The 17,194-nt window shown below is 39.8% G+C and carries 19 protein-coding genes and 1 rRNA gene; 15 read left to right on the top strand and 5 right to left on the bottom strand.

The window, feature by feature from the left end; genetic code table 11:
• The 5 genes from rrf to FCU45_RS09070 form a co-directional block, all read left to right on the top strand.
• A 5S ribosomal RNA gene (gene rrf, locus FCU45_RS09050) occupies positions 1–111 on the top strand; the annotation flags it as partial.
• A 116-nt stretch (positions 112–227) separates the two neighbouring features.
• Positions 228–743 (top strand): hypothetical protein, encoded by a 516-nt coding sequence (locus FCU45_RS09055; RefSeq protein ID WP_137014493.1) that lies wholly within the window; start codon positions 228–230, stop codon positions 741–743.
• Positions 740–1,324, top strand: a complete 585-nt coding sequence (locus FCU45_RS09060) for a hypothetical protein (protein ID WP_137014495.1) — start codon at positions 740–742, stop codon at positions 1,322–1,324. The genes FCU45_RS09055 and FCU45_RS09060 overlap by 4 nt, the downstream gene beginning before the upstream one ends.
• 368 nt (positions 1,325–1,692) lie before the next feature.
• Positions 1,693–2,985, top strand: coding sequence for an OmpP1/FadL family transporter (locus FCU45_RS09065; protein WP_137014497.1), 1,293 nt, complete (start codon positions 1,693–1,695; stop codon positions 2,983–2,985).
• A 171-nt stretch (positions 2,986–3,156) separates the two neighbouring features.
• Positions 3,157–3,744 carry a DUF302 domain-containing protein gene (locus FCU45_RS09070; RefSeq protein ID WP_137014499.1) on the top strand — a complete coding sequence of 196 codons (588 nt, stop codon included), beginning with the start codon at positions 3,157–3,159 and terminating at the stop codon, positions 3,742–3,744.
• A gap of 59 nt (positions 3,745–3,803) precedes the next feature.
• Here the strand turns inward: FCU45_RS09070 and purM are convergent, their stop codons facing one another.
• The 3 genes from purM to FCU45_RS09085 all read right to left on the bottom strand — a co-directional run bounded on the left by purM (position 3,804) and on the right by FCU45_RS09085 (position 6,500).
• Entirely contained in the window at positions 3,804–4,799 is a 996-nt protein-coding gene (gene purM / locus FCU45_RS09075) for a phosphoribosylformylglycinamidine cyclo-ligase (protein ID WP_137014501.1), read from the bottom strand.
• Between the two features lie 70 nt (positions 4,800–4,869).
• Complete coding sequence (locus FCU45_RS09080; RefSeq protein ID WP_137014503.1) at positions 4,870–5,052, bottom strand: YgaP family membrane protein; 183 nt, start codon at positions 5,050–5,052, stop codon at positions 4,870–4,872.
• A 110-nt stretch (positions 5,053–5,162) separates the two neighbouring features.
• Positions 5,163–6,500, bottom strand: coding sequence for an FAD-dependent oxidoreductase (locus FCU45_RS09085; protein WP_137014505.1), 1,338 nt, complete (start codon positions 6,498–6,500; stop codon positions 5,163–5,165).
• Positions 6,501–6,665: 165 nt separating this feature from the next.
• Between FCU45_RS09085 and FCU45_RS09090 the strand changes: the two genes are divergently transcribed.
• Genes FCU45_RS09090 through dapF form a run of 3 tightly spaced genes read left to right on the top strand, consistent with a single transcriptional unit; the run spans position 6,666 to position 8,577 of the window.
• The gene (locus FCU45_RS09090; RefSeq protein WP_137014507.1) at positions 6,666–7,211 is read left to right on the top strand and encodes a class I SAM-dependent methyltransferase; all 546 of its coding nucleotides are present in this window, start codon (positions 6,666–6,668) and stop codon (positions 7,209–7,211) included.
• Positions 7,211–7,813: a dephospho-CoA kinase gene (gene coaE / locus FCU45_RS09095; protein ID WP_137014509.1), complete on the top strand. Its 603-nt coding sequence runs from the start codon at positions 7,211–7,213 to the stop codon at positions 7,811–7,813. Before FCU45_RS09090 ends, coaE begins: the two co-directional genes overlap by 1 nt.
• Complete coding sequence (gene dapF, locus FCU45_RS09100; RefSeq protein ID WP_137014511.1) at positions 7,810–8,577, top strand: diaminopimelate epimerase; 768 nt, start codon at positions 7,810–7,812, stop codon at positions 8,575–8,577. Before coaE ends, dapF begins: the two co-directional genes overlap by 4 nt.
• Here the strand turns inward: dapF and prfA are convergent.
• Both prfA and rpsT read right to left on the bottom strand, forming a co-directional pair.
• Positions 8,574–9,641 carry a peptide chain release factor 1 gene (prfA, locus tag FCU45_RS09105; protein WP_137014513.1) on the bottom strand — a complete coding sequence of 356 codons (1,068 nt, stop codon included), beginning with the start codon at positions 9,639–9,641 and terminating at the stop codon, positions 8,574–8,576. The two genes, dapF and prfA, sit on opposite strands and share 4 nt — an antisense overlap.
• Positions 9,642–9,655: 14 nt before the next feature.
• Positions 9,656–9,916, bottom strand: a complete 261-nt coding sequence (gene rpsT / locus FCU45_RS09110) for a 30S ribosomal protein S20 (protein ID WP_137014515.1) — start codon at positions 9,914–9,916, stop codon at positions 9,656–9,658.
• Between the two features lie 145 nt (positions 9,917–10,061).
• Between rpsT and glmM the strand changes: the two genes are divergently transcribed.
• The 7 genes from glmM (at position 10,062) to FCU45_RS09145 (ending at position 17,170) form a co-directional block, all read left to right on the top strand.
• A complete protein-coding gene (glmM, locus tag FCU45_RS09115; protein WP_137014517.1) occupies positions 10,062–11,402 on the top strand; it encodes a phosphoglucosamine mutase in 1,341 nt (446 codons plus the stop codon).
• Entirely contained in the window at positions 11,395–11,865 is a 471-nt protein-coding gene (gene lspA, locus FCU45_RS09120) for a signal peptidase II (protein ID WP_137014519.1), read from the top strand. Before glmM ends, lspA begins: the two co-directional genes overlap by 8 nt.
• Positions 11,866–12,067: 202 nt before the next feature.
• Positions 12,068–13,369: a trigger factor gene (tig, locus tag FCU45_RS09125; RefSeq protein ID WP_137014521.1), complete on the top strand. Its 1,302-nt coding sequence runs from the start codon at positions 12,068–12,070 to the stop codon at positions 13,367–13,369.
• A gap of 5 nt (positions 13,370–13,374) precedes the next feature.
• Positions 13,375–13,965, top strand: coding sequence for an ATP-dependent Clp endopeptidase proteolytic subunit ClpP (clpP, locus tag FCU45_RS09130; RefSeq protein ID WP_137014523.1), 591 nt, complete (start codon positions 13,375–13,377; stop codon positions 13,963–13,965).
• Between the two features lie 18 nt (positions 13,966–13,983).
• Entirely contained in the window at positions 13,984–15,030 is a 1,047-nt protein-coding gene (locus tag FCU45_RS09135; RefSeq protein WP_137014525.1) for a GGDEF domain-containing protein, read from the top strand.
• 17 nt (positions 15,031–15,047) lie between these two features.
• Complete coding sequence (gene def / locus FCU45_RS09140) at positions 15,048–15,575, top strand: peptide deformylase (protein WP_137014527.1); 528 nt, start codon at positions 15,048–15,050, stop codon at positions 15,573–15,575.
• Positions 15,576–15,658: 83 nt separating this feature from the next.
• Positions 15,659–17,170 (top strand): YifB family Mg chelatase-like AAA ATPase, encoded by a 1,512-nt coding sequence (locus tag FCU45_RS09145; protein ID WP_137014529.1) that lies wholly within the window; start codon positions 15,659–15,661, stop codon positions 17,168–17,170.
• The last annotated feature ends 24 nt before the right edge of the window (positions 17,171–17,194 follow it).

The following is a 17,194-nucleotide window of genomic DNA, read 5'->3' on the forward strand; positions in this document are numbered from 1 at the left end:
TGGCTATAGAGAGAGGGAAACGCCTGGCCCCATTCCGAACCCAGAAGCTAAGCCTCTCATCGCTGATAATACTGCATCTTTCAGGTGTGGAAACGTAGGTCGCTGCCTAGTTGGTCATTTCTTCTACTAACTTATTTAATCAATCTAAATTATTTAAATCAAATCTTTTAATCAGTTATTAACTGATATACTTCTAAAATCTTACTCACAACCACTTAGGATATAAAATGAAATATATACTATCTTTAGCAACACTGCTGCTATTTCTTACAGGGTGTTCTACTACAACATATACAAAAAAGATAATTCACGGAGAGATTCAAGACAAAGAGGTTCTCATAGCTGCAAGAGACGGCAGTTTTAAACTTCAAGGAGAGTTTAGCGCTCCATTTCAAAGCTCAATTCACTATCACTCTTTAAATATCGGCGGTGAGAAGTTTATAAAAGGGTATAGAAGAGCTTTAGAGTTTGGAGCAAAGCATGTTCTTGTAAAAGTTCCATCTCAAGAGAAAGAGCTATACGGTGTTTTAGCACTTGAAGATGCAGATGAGAGAGGTTTTGGTCCAGGTACGCTCTCATATAAGATAATTATCCCAGAGCCATACATAAAGGCGGCAAATAACGGGAAGATCTCTGTCGTATATGAGTACTACCGCATAAAAGATGATGCACTTTTTGATAACAGCAATATAAAGAAGTATTCATGGATATTGTGGTTAAGCGATAAGGATATATTTAAGTGAAGATCTTTCTATCTACATTAGCATCTATAGCATCGCTTAGCGCTTACGAACTTATTCATATATCTAACTCCGTTGATATGCAAAGCTTAGAAGAGCTTAGCAAAAAGTATAAAAAAGATGTTGTCATAAGTGATAGTCGTGCCTACTTGGTTCCGAGCGAGTGTCTGCTTGAGAGATATTTCGGCGGACTTAGTCAAAATAGTGTAGAGCTTCCAAACAGCGAGCTTTACTATAGTTCTCATGCAGTCAATGAGAAGATCTTTGATGCAAAAGATGCGCAAGAGATCGAAGAGGAGATCGCTAAACAGAATATAAGCGACACTATAGAAGCGAAAGAGGCAAAAGAGTTCTTACAGGATAGCAGTGGACGACTCTTTGGCGGGCTAAGTCAAGGTGTACTGGATCTTAAAGCACAAAAAAATATTGTAAAAGATGTACCAAAAGAGAGCACAGCACAGCGAAATCCCGAGTGCAGAGTTTTGGACGACAGTTCAGGCTATGAGATAAGAGGTGCAAAAAATCTACAAATCTACAGCGATCAAAAGATCATTAATATAAAAGAGAGCATACTTTTTAAGTAAAATTACTCTCTTGCGCCTAGTTATGGTCTCTTGGGCGATTTTACTTCACGTGTAATATAATAAAATTGTTACATATATGTTACACAACTACACGTTATGATAATTTTATCACGCTTTTTTAATAATCCCAAAAAGATAATCTATATAATATCAACCGTACCAAAATATACAAAAAACTTATATAAAAGCTAAATAGGGCATTTTTTATAGCATATATTGATTTTAGTTATATGCAAAGATTATATATCTGACAAATTAAAGATAATTATTAAGCTTGGCTTATGTTTGTTTACTATTCGTTTAAGAAACGGTTAAAAATTACTCTCCTATAATGCTTACATTCTAAAAAATTACTCGTAGGAGAGAAAATGAAAAGAACAATTAAACTTGCAGTGGTAGCTGCTTTAGCTTTAGGTGCAACATCTGCATTCGCAACGAATGGTTCAACGCTGATGGGTGTCGGTGCCAAGTCTCGTGGTATGGGTGGTGTTGGTATTGCAACAGGAATGGGGGCAGAGTCAACTTTGTCAAACCCTGCTTTAATAACTACTATTAAAGGTAATAATGAAGTCTCTTTCGGGGGAACTGTTTTTATGCCAGACATAGAAACTAATAACAATATGGTTCTTTCTGATGGACTTGGTGGATATGATATGTCTCAAGTTGGAACACAAACTAGTGACTCTGATTTTTTTGTTATCCCTTCTGTTTCTTTGGCTTCTAAAGTTAATGATAACTTCTACTGGGGTATCGGTATGTGGGGAACAGGCGGCTTAGGTGTTGATTATCGTGGTGATGCATCACATATGGATATGGTTACTGCTCTTCAAACTATGCAGTTTGGTGTTCCATTAGCATATACAGCTAATGGTTTCAGTGTTGGTATTACTCCAATAGTTCAATACAGTTCTTTAGATATTAATTATGTTATGTCTTCAGGACTACAGAATAATATGGCTGCTGCTTTAGGTGATCCTAGTTTCGGTATAACTGATGACTTAAGTGTGGGAGCAGGTGCAGCGCAAGATTTATCTGTTGGTTTTAATCTTGGTATGGCTTATGAGACAAATGGTTTCACTATTGGTGCTGTTTATAAATCAGAAATTAAATTTAATATTGATGATCAATTGTCAAATGCAATAAACCCAATGATTCCAATGAGTCCAAGTGGATATACACAAGATGAAATGGCTACTCCAGCTGAATATGGTATTGGTGTTAGCTATACAATGCAAGGGCATACTATAGCAGTTGACTATAAAAATATTAACTGGGAAGATGCTGAAGTTTATAAAGATTTTGGCTGGGAAGACCAAGATGTTATCGCAGTAGGTTATGAGTATGCTACTGACGGCTGGGCACTACGTGCAGGTTACCAGTATGCAGAGAGTGCTGTTCAAGACAATACAGGTAAAAATTTGACATTAGATAGTTACGGTTTCGATATCACTAACACATTCAACATGTTAGGTTTTCCTGGTACTCAGGAGTCTCACATATCTCTTGGTGGTACTTATGCATTTAATGAAACTATTTCTATGGATTTAGCTGTTGTTTATGGCTTAGAAAATGAAGAAAAAATGACCAATTTTCTAGGTCAAGACATTACAACTAAACACTCTGAGCAAAGCTATACAGTTCAACTTAACTACGCGTTCTAAGAACTCTCTCTACATATAGTGTACCGCCTATTTGGCGGTACACATTTTATGAAAAACCAGCGAAAAAACTTCAGTAGATTTACAGAATTGTGTGTTATAATATCTTAAATTTACTTTGTGATAGTTTTATCACTTTTATCACAAAATAAACTCTACAAACAAAGGAAATATATGTTAAGAAATATAATGATGGGACTTTCTACACTAATGGTTGCATTTGTGTTTAGTGGTTGTTCATATTTAAATATGGGTAAAGTTTTTGTATTTGATTTTTCAGGAGAAACAAGAACCGCTTACGCTAAGATGATGGGCACTATCGGTGAGACCGGAGATCCTGCACAGGCTATGATGCTTGAGTTTAAAGTTGTTGATGATGTAACTGAAGAAGAGGTCATAGAGTCTATTCAATCAGTAGCGCTTGAGTACAACATGATGGTTGTAGGCGAGAAAAATATGTTCAACCTAGAAGATGCAAAAGCTGAAGAGGTAAAACATGCAAGAATTATTGAGCTTTGTTCACTAAGCGTTGCTAAGAAGATGTTTAACCACTCACGTTACTATGGCGGGTTTATGCCTTGTAGAATTGTGTTTGTAGAGTATGGAAACGGCGATAGATACCTTATCACTATGGATATGACTTTGGCACTTTACGGCGGAACTGATAAGAAGCCGATCAATGACGATCTTTTTGAAGATATGTTAAGAGTAAAAGAGGCTATGGAGAAGATTCCAGAGAAAGCTGCAAGAGGCGATTTCTAAGCCACTTGGCTTTGCCAGAAGCAGTGAAGATTTTCTTCACCGCTTTAAACTATAAAATTTTAAACTAAAACCGCTTCTCTTTTTCCCTCTTTGATTTCACCGATAATATAACCGTCTGTTTTAGCAAGTACGTTCTCTACATCTTTATCTTTTACGACCAAGATCATACCGACACCCATATTGAATGCTCTAAACATCTCATCCATCTCTACATGCTGTGAAATAAGCTCAAAAATAGGGAGTATTTTAATAGAGTCTCTTTTTATCTCAGCTCTTAGGTTTTGAGGTAGAACACGGGGAAGATTCTCGACTATTCCGCCGCCTGTGATGTGAGCTAGTGCGACTACACTCTCTTTGATCTCTTTGAATGTTTTGACGTAGATGCGTGTAGGCTCTAAAAGAGTCTCTATAAGAGGTTTGCCATCAAACTCATCTTCAAACTTCATACCCATCTTCTCGAACAGTACTTTACGTGCTAGAGAGAAGCCGTTTGAGTGAAGCCCTGAACTTGGAAGCGCTATGAGTTTGTCTCCCGCTCTTACAAGTGATACTCTGTCCATCTCACTCTTCTCTGCTACGCCCACAGCAAACCCTGCAAGGTCATAATCATCTTGTGAGTACATTCCCGGCATCTCTGCAGTCTCTCCGCCGATAAGGGCACATTCGCTTCTTCTACACCCCTCTGCAATACCTGCGACAACATTGGTAGCAGCAGCAACGTCAAGTTTTCCCGTAGCGTAGTAGTCTAGGAAAAAAGATGGCGTGCCGAAGTTGCAAATGAGGTCATTAACGCACATAGCAACAAGGTCGATGCCTACTGTGTTGTGTATGCCTGAGTCGATTGCGAGCTTTAGTTTGGTTCCGACACCGTCGGTTGCAGCAAGCATAACCGGTTCTTTGAAGCCCTTTGGCAGCTCAAACGCTCCCGCAAAAGAGCCTATACCGCCGATAACACCCGGGATCTGTGTAGATTTTACTAAAGGTTTGATGTTCTCAACAAAACTATTGCCGGCATCTATGTCGACACCTGCATCTTTGTAGCTTATTTGGCTCATTTATGGCTCCGATATTAAAAGTACGAAATTATACCCCATCGGAGTTAAAGCCAGAGTTAAAGAGGAGTTCCTATTTGATAGAGCACTTTTTGGAGATAATGCAGAGCGGACAGAAATTTGCAATACCTGCAATAAGAGGTAAAACACCTAGATAGAACCACGCATTGCCCGTAATAAAACCTGTTGCAATAAGCGCTACGCCCGCTACTATTCTGATAACTCTACAGTTTTTTCTAATTTTGTCGTAATTCATTCTGATTCCATAATGTAAGGTTTATAACTTAAATTGATTTAAATTATTACGCGATTATATCTAAAAATGGAAAATATCAGATAGATAGAGCCAAAGATGTTCTCTTTGGCTTATGCATCAAACATATCTGAGTAGAGAGCATCTGCCCAGTCGTAGATGGACTCTGCATTTACAGCTCCATCTTTTTTCCAATCTTCGCTGCTTATGGTATTTGCAAAACTAAAGACTATGTTCTTATCGTAAGCATACTCAGTATAGATGTAGATAGCTCTTTCAGGCTCTATGGAGACTGCCGAAAAACAGCTTGTAATAGGAGTACGCCACTTTACAGGTGCGCTTTTGTTGATCTTTTGCGCGATGTGAGAAGCTACATATTTACCTTCAATGTTTGAAGTGTTTCCGGATTTTGAGAAGCCCATTGGACGGGAGTCTCCGGTAATGTAAACATTTTTTGCATCTATCGCCTCGTATGTCAGTTGATTGATATGCGCTTCAAGTTTGTTTTTTGCATCTTTAGCAAGTCCTACACGCTCTAATATCTTCGCACCTCTTACCTGAGGATAGAAAGCGGCATCTTCAAACTCAAACTCTTCAAATTCAGTATAGACTACTTTGTTGTCAAGATCAATCTCTGCGATCTTTGCTGCAGGTACATACTCCAAGTAGTCAGCGTAAAGCTCATCAAAAGCTGATTTAAATCCCTGCTCTTTAATGGTGATGGAGTTGTTTGCGTCAAGCAGGATAACTTTTGCATTTAGTTTTTTCTGTTTGAAGTAGTCGGCTATGACGCATGCTCTCTCATAGGGAGCGGGAAGACATCTGTAGTTTCCTGCAGGAACCGTGAGGATAAAATTGCCGCCTTTGAAGTTTTTTATCTTGTTTTTTAGGGTTATATGCTCAGATCCAGGCATAAAACCAGCAGGATATTCGTGGCGAAGTCTGTTTTCAAATGCAATGTCATTTGTCCAGCGAGAGTAGTCGTAGTCAATGCCCGGAGCAAAGACTAGGTAGTCGTAGGCTATATCTCCATTGCTTGTCTTTAATATCTGATTCTCTTTATCAAGGTCAATAGCGGTTGCTTGAAAGTAGATGTAGTTGTTATTTCTTGCCGCTTGAAGATAGTCATGCGTTAAGTACTCTATGTCAACCTTGTCTACAAGCCATAGATTGCTGACAGGGCAAGAGATAAACTGGTTCTTTTGTTCAACCAAGATCACATCTGCACTAGGCGCAAATATTTTTGTATATTTTGCAACTGAGAGTCCCGACCATCCGCCGCCTACAACGACGACTCTAGGGTTTTTAGTTTCATGCAGCGGAGCTTTATAGTTTGTGCGTGAGTCGCTATTTGACTCTTTTTTTGATTTAGATTCAGGATTAGCGCTAAGCGTAGAAGAAGCAAGTGCTAGGCCCGAGAGTGCTAAAGCTTCTCTTCTTGAAATTGCCATTTTATAAATCCTTTTTAAAAAGTGTGAAGATATTATCATTTTTTGACTTACCGAGAGCTTATTTTTAGCATAGGAAAATAGTGAGCGGCAGAGAGTATTATGTTATTTAAAACAAATATGCTAAAATCGCAGCAAAAGAAATACAAAAATTTAGGAATTTTAAATATGAGAGATTTTATTTACGCTGAAATGATGGTTCACGTACCTATGTGTACATCCAAAGAGGCAAAAGATGTTTTAATAATAAGCGACAATGCGCAAAAACTGAGTCAAGAGGCGGCAAGACACGGTGAGGCAAATGTAAAAGTTGTAGGATGCTCTCTCAATGAGGTCAGCTCTTTAGATGATGATAACTACGATGTAGTAATATCTGAGATGGGAAATGATGCTGCGCTCTTCTCTCACCTAAACCGCGTTTTGAAAAAAGATGGACTATTGGTGACAAAACACCCATCACTTGAGAGCGTAGAGGAGAACAAGAGTTTGATGAGCATGCTTGGGAAGTTTTTCAAGATCATTATGCCTTACAATATCGGGGATGGCACAACTGCTCTTCTTGCTTCAAAAGAGTATCATCCGACAGCCGATATAAATCTTCAGCGTGCAGATATGATCGATGGGCTTAGTTACTACAACAGCGATATTCACCCTGCGGCATTTGCGATGGGCAACTATATTCGTAAAGAGTATCTAGGGATCATCAAAAACTAATGGCGTTCAAGTATGCTATAGCACTCACGGGAGGGATCGCTACGGGCAAGAGTACCGTAGCGTCTCTGCTGGCACTAAACGGCATGAGGGTTATAGATGCAGACACCATATCTCACGAGATTCTGGACGCTTCATCTGAGTGGGTAAGAGAAAATTTCGGAGATGAGTTTATAGAGGGTTCAAGAGTAGACAGAGCAAAACTCGGAACTTTGGTTTTTTCCGATAAAGAGGCAAAGAAAAAACTAGAGGATTTTTTGCATCCAAAGATAAGAGCTGAGATAGAGCGAAGAAGCAAGAAGCAGGACAGCTTTAAATTTCCCTATCTCATCGATATTCCGCTCTTTTTTGAAAACGGCGCTTACGATATAAAAGAGAGCGTTGTCGTATATGTTCCAAAAGATATTCAGCTAGAGAGATTTATGAAGCGAAACGGCTACTCAAAAGAGGAGTCACTCAGACGAATAGAGTCTCAGATGGATATAGAGGAGAAGAGAAAAAGAGCGACTTGGATTATAGACAACTCAAAAGACTTAAAGCATCTTCAGCGGGAGTGTGAAGAGTTTGTAGAGAAGATAAAAGCCAAATATCTGGAGAAAAAATGATAGTTTCAAAATATAGCGCAAACGGAAATGATTTCGTAATTTTTCATACCTTTGTTAAAAAAGATAGACATTTTCTTGCAAAAAAGCTTTGCCACAGACAAGAGGGCGTAGGAGCTGATGGCTTGATAGTTCTTGTTCCAAAAGATTCTAAAGAGTGTGAGTATGACTTCGAGTGGCAGTTTTACAACTCTGATGGAAGCGAAGCGGAGATGTGCGGAAACGGCTCAAGAGCATGCGCTCACTATGCATTTGCAAATGAGCTTGCACCTAGTAAGATGAGCTTTTTGACAGTTGCGGGAGTCATAAATGCAGAGGTTGAGGCATCATCAGATGCAAAAGGCGGTATGGTCTTAAGTGAGCTTACTCCTCCTCAGATTTTAGAGACAAACATAGAGCACAACGGCAAAAGATGGTTCAAGTTAAATACCGGAGTACCGCATCTTGTGCATATCTGCGATAATATAGAGTTCTTTGACATAGCAGAGGCAAGAGAGTTAAGACAGAAACATAATGCAAATGTAAATATAGCTTTTGTAGATGGTAAAAATCTGCGTGTCAGAACCTATGAGCGCGGCGTGGAGGATGAGACTCTAGCATGCGGAACCGGAATGGCGGCATCTTTTTATATTGCTTATAAAGAGGGCTTGGTCTCAAATAACATCGAGGTCTATCCAAAAAGCGGCGATACTCTCTATCTTGGAGTAAATGAGAGAAGCATTACATTTAAGGGTGAAGTGAAAAGGGTGTTTACGGCAGAGGTTTAAAGACCTGCCGCCTCAACTATTTTTGCTTGATGGTCTGCAATAAGCGGTTCTATGATCTCGTCTAGAAGACCGCCCTGCATGATCTCTGCAAGTCTGTAGAGTGTCAAACCTATTCTGTGGTCGGACATACGATTTTGCGGATAGTTGTATGTTCTAATTCTTCCGCTTCTATCTCCCGTTCCAACCTGAGCAGAACGGTTTGCGCTATCTTTTGCAAGCGCTTCTTGCATCTCAAGGTCATAAAGTCTTGCTTTTAGTACCTTCATAGCTTTTTCTCTGTTTTTGTGCTGCGATTTTTGGTCTTGGTTTGTTACAACAAGCCCTGTGGGCAAGTGGGTGATCCTAACAGCAGAATCTGTCGTGTTAACACTTTGACCACCACATCCGCTTGAACGCATAACGTCGATTTTGAGATCATTTTCATTTATCTGAACTTCGACATCTTCAACTTCCGGCATAACCGCAACCGTGATCGCGGATGTGTGTACACGTCCCTGTGACTCAGTTGCGGGAACACGCTGAACGCGGTGTGTGCCGCCTTCGTATTTCAACCTGCTATAGACCTGATCGCCTTTAATAAGAGCAATTATCTCTTTATACCCGCCTGAGTCCGAAGGAGATGAACTCATTATCTCAATTTTCCACCCTTTAAGATCCGCATAACGAGTATACGCTTCAAAAAGATTGCCTACAAAGATGGCAGCTTCATCACCGCCTGCTCCTGCACGAAGCTCCACGATGATATTTCTGTCATCATTTGGGTCTTTTGGAAGAAGCAGAAGCTTTATGTCGTTTTCAAGCTGTGGAATTTTAGGCTCAAGGGATCTAAGCTCCTCTTTTGCCATCTCAAACATATCCGAATCACTAAGCATAGCTTTCGCATCTGCAATTTCAGCAAGCAGGGCTTTGTACTCTTTTGCCTTTTCTACCATTGGTAAAAGTGAAGATTGTTCTTTTGAGAGAGCGGTCATCCTCTTGATATCAGAGGTTATGTCAGGCGAACTCAGCAATTCGCCGAGTTCGTTATAACGGTTGATAAACGAGGTAAGTCTATCGGCTAACATTTATAGGGTTAACCTTATATAGCGTTTACAGCTCTGTGTAGACGACTAATCTTTCTAGCAGCAGTCTCTTTTTTTAAGATACCTTTGCTTACAAATTTTTGAATTTGTTTGTTTGCTACGTTCATTGCCGACGCGGCTTCTTCTTTGTTACCTGCAGTTATTGCAGAACGAACATCTTTTACAATGTTTTTAAGACGAGTTCTGTAAAAACGATTACGCTCAGTACGAACGATTGTTTGGCGAATTCTCTTAATTGATGACTTGTGATTTGCCATGCATGAGTCCTTCTCATAAAAATTTAGTGCAGAATATTAGCTTAAATATAATTAAAATTAAGTTAAAGCCAAGGTAAATGAGAATAATTTAAACATTATTGCCTAAATATGTTAAAATACAGCACTTAAATATTATGGATTTGCAATGAAACTGTTTGGAACTGATGGAGTAAGAGGAGAGGCCGGTACTTTTTTAACGGCGGAACTTGCTATGAAAGTAGCTATGGCTGCGGGGATTTATTTTAAGGCACACTCAAAGACCAATAAGATACTAATTGGAAAAGATACGCGTAGAAGCGGCTATATGATTGAAAATGCGATCGTGAGCGGACTTACTGCTATAGGGTATGACGTTGTTCAGATCGGTCCGATGCCAACACCCGCTATTGCCTACATAACTGAAAATATGCGTTGTGATGCAGGAATAATGATAAGTGCTTCGCATAATTCTTACGAAGATAACGGGATCAAATTTTTTGACGGCTGCGGAGATAAACTCTCTCACAGTGTCGAAGAGGAGATCGAGAAGATCTACCACAATAGTGAACTTCTTCAAGATGCTCATGTAAGAGGCAAAGAGATAGGAAAGGCAAAGAGAATCGATGACGTGATAGGGCGTTACATAGTTCAGCTCAAAAACTCTTTTCCAAGAGAGCTCTCCCTAAAAGATATGAGAATAGTTCTTGACACTGCAAACGGAGCAGGTTATATCGTAGGGCCGACCGTTCTTGAGGAGCTAGGTGCCGAAGTCATTGTTCTTCACAATAAGCCTGACGGTTTTAACATAAACGAGGGGTGCGGCGCACTTCATACAAAAGATCTGTGTGAGAGCGTTATAAAGTATAGAGCTGATCTTGGTATCGCGCTTGACGGGGATGCAGACAGAGTCGTCATAGTCGATGAAAACGGTGAGGTCGTAGACGGAGATCAGCTCTTGGGCGCTCTTGGAGCCTATATGAGCGAGAGAGGAGCTCTAAAAGGGGGCGGAGTCGTCTCAACGGTAATGAGCAATAAAGCCTTGGAAGATTTTATGGGCGAAAATGGGTTGAAACTTCTGCGTTCCGACGTAGGCGATAAAAATGTTTTAGAGCTTATGAAACAGGAGAAGATCAACTTTGGCGGCGAGCAGAGCGGACATGTAATAATCAGCGATTTTGCAAAAACAGGAGACGGTCTTGTCTGCGCGCTTCAAGTACTTGCACTTCTTTTAGAGACTAAACAGAAGGCTTCAAAAGCGCTTCGACCTTTTAAGCTGTATCCGCAAAAACTGGTAAATATAAACGTAAAAGTTAAAAAACCTATCGGCGAGATAGAAGGGCTTGAGAGCAAACTGGAGGAGTTAGAGAAAGATGGCGTGCATCATCTTATACGCTACTCGGGAACCGAGAACAAACTGAGAGTTCTTCTGGAGTGCAAAGATGCTAAAAATATGAACCACCGTATGGACGAGATGGTAGAGTTTTTTCAAAAAGCTTTAAATGCATAATAGAATGATTCGCCTGCTTGGCATACTTTTTTTTACGATGGCTGGCATCTTTGTAATTGACCAAAATATAAAGTCGCTTTTTGTTGACGGCTGGAGATACTACGGTGAGTGTATCGACCTTATTTTAGTCTATAACAAGGGTGTCGCATTTTCAATGTTCGCATTTTTGGACGGAGCACTCAAGTATATTCAGCTCGTTCTTATTTTAGGAGTTTTTGGGTATATCATCTATCTAAAACAGCTATGTTACGCTTTTCCTGCAGGATTGCTTTTAGGCGGCGCAGTTTCAAATATATATGACAGATTTATTCACGGCGGAGTAGTAGATATGGTCTACTGGCACTGCGGATTTGACTTTGCCGTTTTCAATTTCGCAGATGTTGTGATCGACATAGCCGTCGTCTGGATACTGGTACTGAACTTTAAACCAAAACTTTGCAAAATGGACTCTAAAGATATATAAAAGCAGATTTTAGGTAATATTACCGAAATTATAAAACAATAACTGATGTTACGCACTTTTATGAAGGGTGCGTAAAACACTTTGAAATTCTCGAAAAACAGAGTTTTTCGTAGCTTTAGGGGGTTGTAGGGACAGATGTCCCTGCCACTAAAACGGACGAGTTCGTTTTAGTGCGTAACATCAGATAATAAAAAGGAAATTGATGAAAATCAAAACTAATAAGATCAATAGCGCAAACGCTCAAATAGAAGCCCAAATTCCAAAAGAGACGATAGACGCAAATGTAGAAAAGATAGCTAAAAACTTAACAAAAACTGCTTCTGTTCAGGGCTTTAGAAAGGGCAAAGTTCCTGTGGCCGTAGTTAAAAAGCAGTATGGAGAGCGTCTGGTTCAAGATGCTGAAGCTGAAGCGTTGCGTGAGGTTTTAAACAGAGGACTTGATGAACTTAAGGTGACTATGGATGCGCTGATAGGCGAGCCAAATATTTCAAACTTTGTAAAAAATGCTGACAGTATCGAAGTAACGGTTAAAGTTGCTATGAGACCTGAGATCAATCTTGATAACTACAAAGATATGGTTGAGAGTTTTGAGAAGCCTGCCATAACTGATGAGCAGGTAACTGAGAGATTGGAAAAAATAGCCGACGCTCAAGGAAAATTTGTTGACCTAAAGAGAAAAAGAGCGGCAAAAAAAGGTGACAGCGCGATTATTGATTTTGAAGGCTCGATTGACGGAGAACTTTTTGAGGGCGGAGCTGCAAAAGAGTTTGCCCTTGTTCTTGGCTCGGGTCAATTCATACCCGGTTTTGAGGATCAGGTTATCGGAATGAAGATCGCTGAAGAGAAGGTTGTAAAAGTTACTTTCCCTGAGAGCTACGGCTCTGACAAGCTTGCAGGCAAGGATGCTGAGTTTAAAGTAACACTGCATAATATTCAAGAGAAAGCAAAAGTAGAGATCGATGATGCATTTGCTGAGAAAATCCTTGCAGGACAAGATGACAAAAGCTTAGATAACTTGAAAAACCAGATAAAAGCTCAGTTGGAAAACGAAGCACTGGCAAAGCTATATAACGAGGATTTAAAGCCTGCGTTGTTGGAGACTTTTGTGACTAAGTTTGATTTTGATCTTCCTGAGTTTGTGGTTGAACAGGAGATCGATGTATCTCTTAACAAAAAAGCAAGCACGATGAGCGAAGATGAGATAAAAGAGCTTCGTGAAGATGCTGCTAAGCTTGAATCACTTCGTGAGACTTTCCGTGAAGATGCACAAAGAAGCGTAAAAGCTACATTTATTATTGACGCACTTGCAACTGCTGAGAGCGTAAAAGTAGATGAGAATGAAGTGATGCAGACAATATACTACGAAGCGATGCAGATGGGACAAGATCCTAGAATGGCATATGACAAGTATAAAGAGGCTGGATATTTACCTGCTATTCAGATGTCAATGGTTGAGGATAAGGTGCTTACACAGATCCTTAACTCAAAGATAAAAGAAGCATAAACCAGATGAGTTATGTTCCTTACGTAGTTGAAAAAACGGCACGCGGCGAGCGCTCTTACGATATATACTCCCGTCTTTTAAAAGATAGAATCATTATGCTAAGCGGCGAGGTAAATGATGCAGTCGCTTCATCGATAGTTGCTCAGATGTTATTTTTGGAAGCTGAAGATCCTGAGAAAGATATCTACTTCTATATCAACTCTCCTGGTGGCGTAGTTACAGCAGGTATGGCGATATATGACACTATGAACTATATTCGCCCGGATGTAACGACGATATGTGTAGGACAAGCCGCATCAATGGGAGCATTCTTGCTCTCAAGCGGAGCAAAAGGGAAGAGATATGCGCTTCCTCATGCAAGAATTATGATCCATCAACCTCTTGGAGGAGCACAAGGACAGGCTACCGATATAGCTATTCAGGCAAAAGAGATCCTTAGAATGAAAGAGGAACTCAATGATATTTTGGCGAAAAACACAGGTCAAGATATTAAAAAAGTTGAAAAAGATACCGATAGAGATAACTTTATGAGCGCTAAAGAGTCAAAGTCATATGGTATCATCGACGAAGTGTTGTTGAAAAAAAGTAAAGATTAGGTAGCTAAAGGAGCTGGTATGTCAGGAGCTTTAAGAAGTAGACGCCGTAGCACTACGGATGCTAAACCATCCGCAGCGGTAACGGACAAAGAGATAATGCATGAACCTGAAGGAGAATTGGAAGCGTATTCAAAAGAGGTTTTAAATGCGTTGATGAAGGATGGCTTGCCGCCGACCCCAAACAACTTCTCTCTCTATTTTGACAGACTGCTTGAAGATAAAAGTCAAAATACTCGTAACCATATAGTCTCAGTTCTTGAGCTCGAAGAGAGCAACGAGGATGAGAACTCTATTATGCTGGAGCAGAGCCTTAAACAGGGCTTTTCATCAATAAAGAATATTTTAGGTGTTACGGCGAATCTATATAAAAATATGTCACTGATGACTAAGATACTGGATAAAAGAAGACAAGAGCTTGAAGCGAGTTCTGAGAGTCAAGCCGTTAGAGGCGTAGCTGCATCTCTAGAGTCTGACATATCAAAGCTTAATGCTATTTTGAAAAAGCAGAGCGGTACAATAAAGAGTACCTACGATGATACTGCCAAGATAATAAAAAATGTCGAGAATGAGACTATTTTTGATAATCAGTATGGCGTTTATAACAAACGTTACCTTATGACAAAAATTGAGCAGGAGATCGAACTTATCAAAAAGTTCAAGCATAAAAGTTCTCTTATTATGATAGAACTCGCACGTGATCTAAAGGCAAGTGTCAATAATGAAAAAGCTATTATGCTTATGACAAAAACGGTCGCAAGACTTCTTCTAAAGACTTCAAGAAGAAGCGATACTGTAGCTCACTACGGCAACGGCGTATTTACTATGCTTTTAAAACATACTGATATAGAGAGTGCAAAAAAAGCGAGTGAGAGATTGTGCGAGCTTGTCTCAAACTCAAACTTCTTTTTGGCAGACCGTGAGATACAGCTGAAAATATCAATCGGTATTACAGATGTTACTGAAAATCACTCTGTTGAGGAGATCATCGTAAGCTCAATGGACGGCGTTGAGAAGGCGTATGAAAACCCTAATATGGACTATGCGGTTCTGCTTAGAAACAGCTAAGAAAACTATAGAGAAAAATGAAGTTAACAATAGTAGAATACCCGGATAAGAGACTAAAAGAGAAGTCTAAAAGTATAGAAAAGTTTGATAAAGAGCTTCACAAACTCTTAGATGCAATGTACGAAACCATGGTAGGCTCCAACGGAATTGGCCTTGCAGCGATTCAAGTCGGACATGCCAAAAGAGCTCTGATCTTAAATATTCCCGATGAAGATGATGAGCAATCAATCGATACACTTATAGAGATGATAAACCCGATTATTACTCAAACAAGCGGGGTGACGACATACCAAGAGGGGTGCCTTAGCGTTCCTAGTTTTTATGAAGATGTCGAGAGACATGAGAATATAACTGTCAACTATCAAGACAGAGACGGAAATACAAAGATCATAGAAGCAGACGGACTCTTAAGCATTGCAATTCAACACGAGATGGACCACTTAGAGGGCATTTTGTTTATAGACAAGCTCTCATACTCAAGAAGAAAGAAGTTCGAAAAAGAGTATAAGAGAATGCAAAAAGAGAAAAAACTCTCCAAATCCTAACTTTTTTGTGGCAATTTGCCATATTTTATAACATCCAAAAATATTAATAGTAAAATAGTATCAATTTAATAGAGGTTAATACTATGAAAATGGTCTCCTGCGCCACATATGAGGGCATAGAAGCAAAAGTCGTGCATGTTGAATCCACTCTGACAAAAGGTCTTCCGTCATTTAGTGTAGTAGGAATGGCAAGCGCATCCATAAACGAGGCAAAAGAGCGTGTTAAATCTGCACTCCTTAGCAATGAGTTCACATTTCCACCAAAAAGAATTACGATAAATCTTGCTCCGAGTGATGTTAAAAAAGAGGGGAGCCAGTTTGATCTGAGCATTGCTCTTTTAATCGCGCTTGATTATCTTGAGGATGATTTTAGCGAGTGGTTCGTATTTGGCGAGCTAGGTCTTGATGGAGCCATCAAGGAGAATATACAGCTATACCCGCTTATTCTCTCTCTTGCAAACCAAAAAATCATAAAAAAAGCAGTTGTTCCGTTTGAGAGCCTAGAGAAACTCTCAAAGATATCGGGAGTCGAGTTTTACGGTGTTAAAAGGTTGGATGAGGCAATAGAACTACTTAAAAACCATCTAAACGCTCTTCCAAACTGCAGTTATAAAAAGATAGATTATCCAAGTTATAAACTCGATGAAGAAGAGTACTATTACGATGAGAGGTACAAAGAGGATTTTTCAGATGTCAAGGGGCAAGAGGTTGCAAAGAGGGCTGCTCTTATAAGCGCGGCAGGATTTCACAACCTGCTTCTTGAGGGAAGTCCCGGTTGCGGAAAGAGCATGATCGCGCAGAGATTAAGATATATTCTTCCCCCTCTTAGCGGCGATGATATTTTAGATATTGCGAAACTTGATGCTCTTGAAGCCAAAGAGCCTGAGTTTAGACCTCTTAGAAGCTTTCGTGCCCCTCATCACTCATCTACGACAGCCAGCATCTTTGGAGGCGGCAGTCATAAGGCGATGATAGGGGAGGTGGGTCTTGCCCATAAAGGTGTGCTATTTTTTGACGAACTTCCGCACTTTTCACGTCTGGTTTTAGAGGCTCTTCGTGAACCTCTGCAGGATAATAAGATAAGAATATCAAGAGTAAATTCAAAAGTAGAGTATCCTAGCGATTTTTTGTTTGTAGGTGCTATGAACCCCTGCCCGTGCGGCAATCTTCTAAATGAGCAAAAAGAGTGCAGATGCAGCGACCTAGAGATTCAGAGATACAAGAACAGACTCTCTGATCCGTTTTTGGACAGGATAGATATCTGCGTAGTTATGCAGCACTCAGGCGTAAATGACAGGGTGAGTATAAGTTCAAAAGAGATGCACGCAGAGGTTATAAAGATTCATAAAATAGCAAAAGCAAGAGGGCAGAGCAGTTTTAATGCGAAGCTAAACGATGATGAGATCGAGAAATATTGCATACTAAGCGATGATGCCAGAGCTGTTTTAAGCAGGGCAGTAGAGCAGTTTGCACTCTCTTTTAGAGGTATAAAAAAGATTCAAAAAGTTTCCCGAACAATTGCTGATCTTGATGAGAGTGAGATTATTGAAAAAAGACATATTTTGGAAGCTTTGAGTTATAGGAGGAGGGGCTAGGGTAAAACCCTAGCTTTTATTTTA

Source organism: Sulfurimonas crateris (genome assembly GCF_005217605.1).
Classification (GTDB): domain Bacteria; phylum Campylobacterota; class Campylobacteria; order Campylobacterales; family Sulfurimonadaceae; genus Sulfurimonas; species Sulfurimonas crateris.

Excerpts from the sequence above, each read along its gene's own strand:
- FCU45_RS09055 (WP_137014493.1), top strand. The coding sequence starts at position 228 with ATGAAATATATACTATCTTTAGCAACACTGCTGCTATTTCTTACAGGG.
- FCU45_RS09065 (WP_137014497.1), top strand. The coding sequence starts at position 1,693 with ATGAAAAGAACAATTAAACTTGCAGTGGTAGCTGCTTTAGCTTTAGGT.
- FCU45_RS09070 (WP_137014499.1), top strand. The coding sequence starts at position 3,157 with ATGTTAAGAAATATAATGATGGGACTTTCTACACTAATGGTTGCATTT.
- purM (WP_137014501.1), bottom strand. The coding sequence starts at position 4,799 with ATGAGCCAAATAAGCTACAAAGATGCAGGTGTCGACATAGATGCCGGC.
- FCU45_RS09080 (WP_137014503.1), bottom strand. The coding sequence starts at position 5,052 with ATGAATTACGACAAAATTAGAAAAAACTGTAGAGTTATCAGAATAGTA.
- FCU45_RS09085 (WP_137014505.1), bottom strand. The coding sequence starts at position 6,500 with ATGGCAATTTCAAGAAGAGAAGCTTTAGCACTCTCGGGCCTAGCACTT.
- FCU45_RS09090 (WP_137014507.1), top strand. The coding sequence starts at position 6,666 with ATGAGAGATTTTATTTACGCTGAAATGATGGTTCACGTACCTATGTGT.
- coaE (WP_137014509.1), top strand. The coding sequence starts at position 7,211 with ATGGCGTTCAAGTATGCTATAGCACTCACGGGAGGGATCGCTACGGGC.
- dapF (WP_137014511.1), top strand. The coding sequence starts at position 7,810 with ATGATAGTTTCAAAATATAGCGCAAACGGAAATGATTTCGTAATTTTT.
- prfA (WP_137014513.1), bottom strand. The coding sequence starts at position 9,641 with ATGTTAGCCGATAGACTTACCTCGTTTATCAACCGTTATAACGAACTC.
- rpsT (WP_137014515.1), bottom strand. The coding sequence starts at position 9,916 with ATGGCAAATCACAAGTCATCAATTAAGAGAATTCGCCAAACAATCGTT.
- glmM (WP_137014517.1), top strand. The coding sequence starts at position 10,062 with ATGAAACTGTTTGGAACTGATGGAGTAAGAGGAGAGGCCGGTACTTTT.
- lspA (WP_137014519.1), top strand. The coding sequence starts at position 11,395 with ATGCATAATAGAATGATTCGCCTGCTTGGCATACTTTTTTTTACGATG.
- tig (WP_137014521.1), top strand. The coding sequence starts at position 12,068 with ATGAAAATCAAAACTAATAAGATCAATAGCGCAAACGCTCAAATAGAA.
- clpP (WP_137014523.1), top strand. The coding sequence starts at position 13,375 with ATGAGTTATGTTCCTTACGTAGTTGAAAAAACGGCACGCGGCGAGCGC.
- FCU45_RS09135 (WP_137014525.1), top strand. The coding sequence starts at position 13,984 with ATGTCAGGAGCTTTAAGAAGTAGACGCCGTAGCACTACGGATGCTAAA.
- def (WP_137014527.1), top strand. The coding sequence starts at position 15,048 with ATGAAGTTAACAATAGTAGAATACCCGGATAAGAGACTAAAAGAGAAG.
- FCU45_RS09145 (WP_137014529.1), top strand. The coding sequence starts at position 15,659 with ATGAAAATGGTCTCCTGCGCCACATATGAGGGCATAGAAGCAAAAGTC.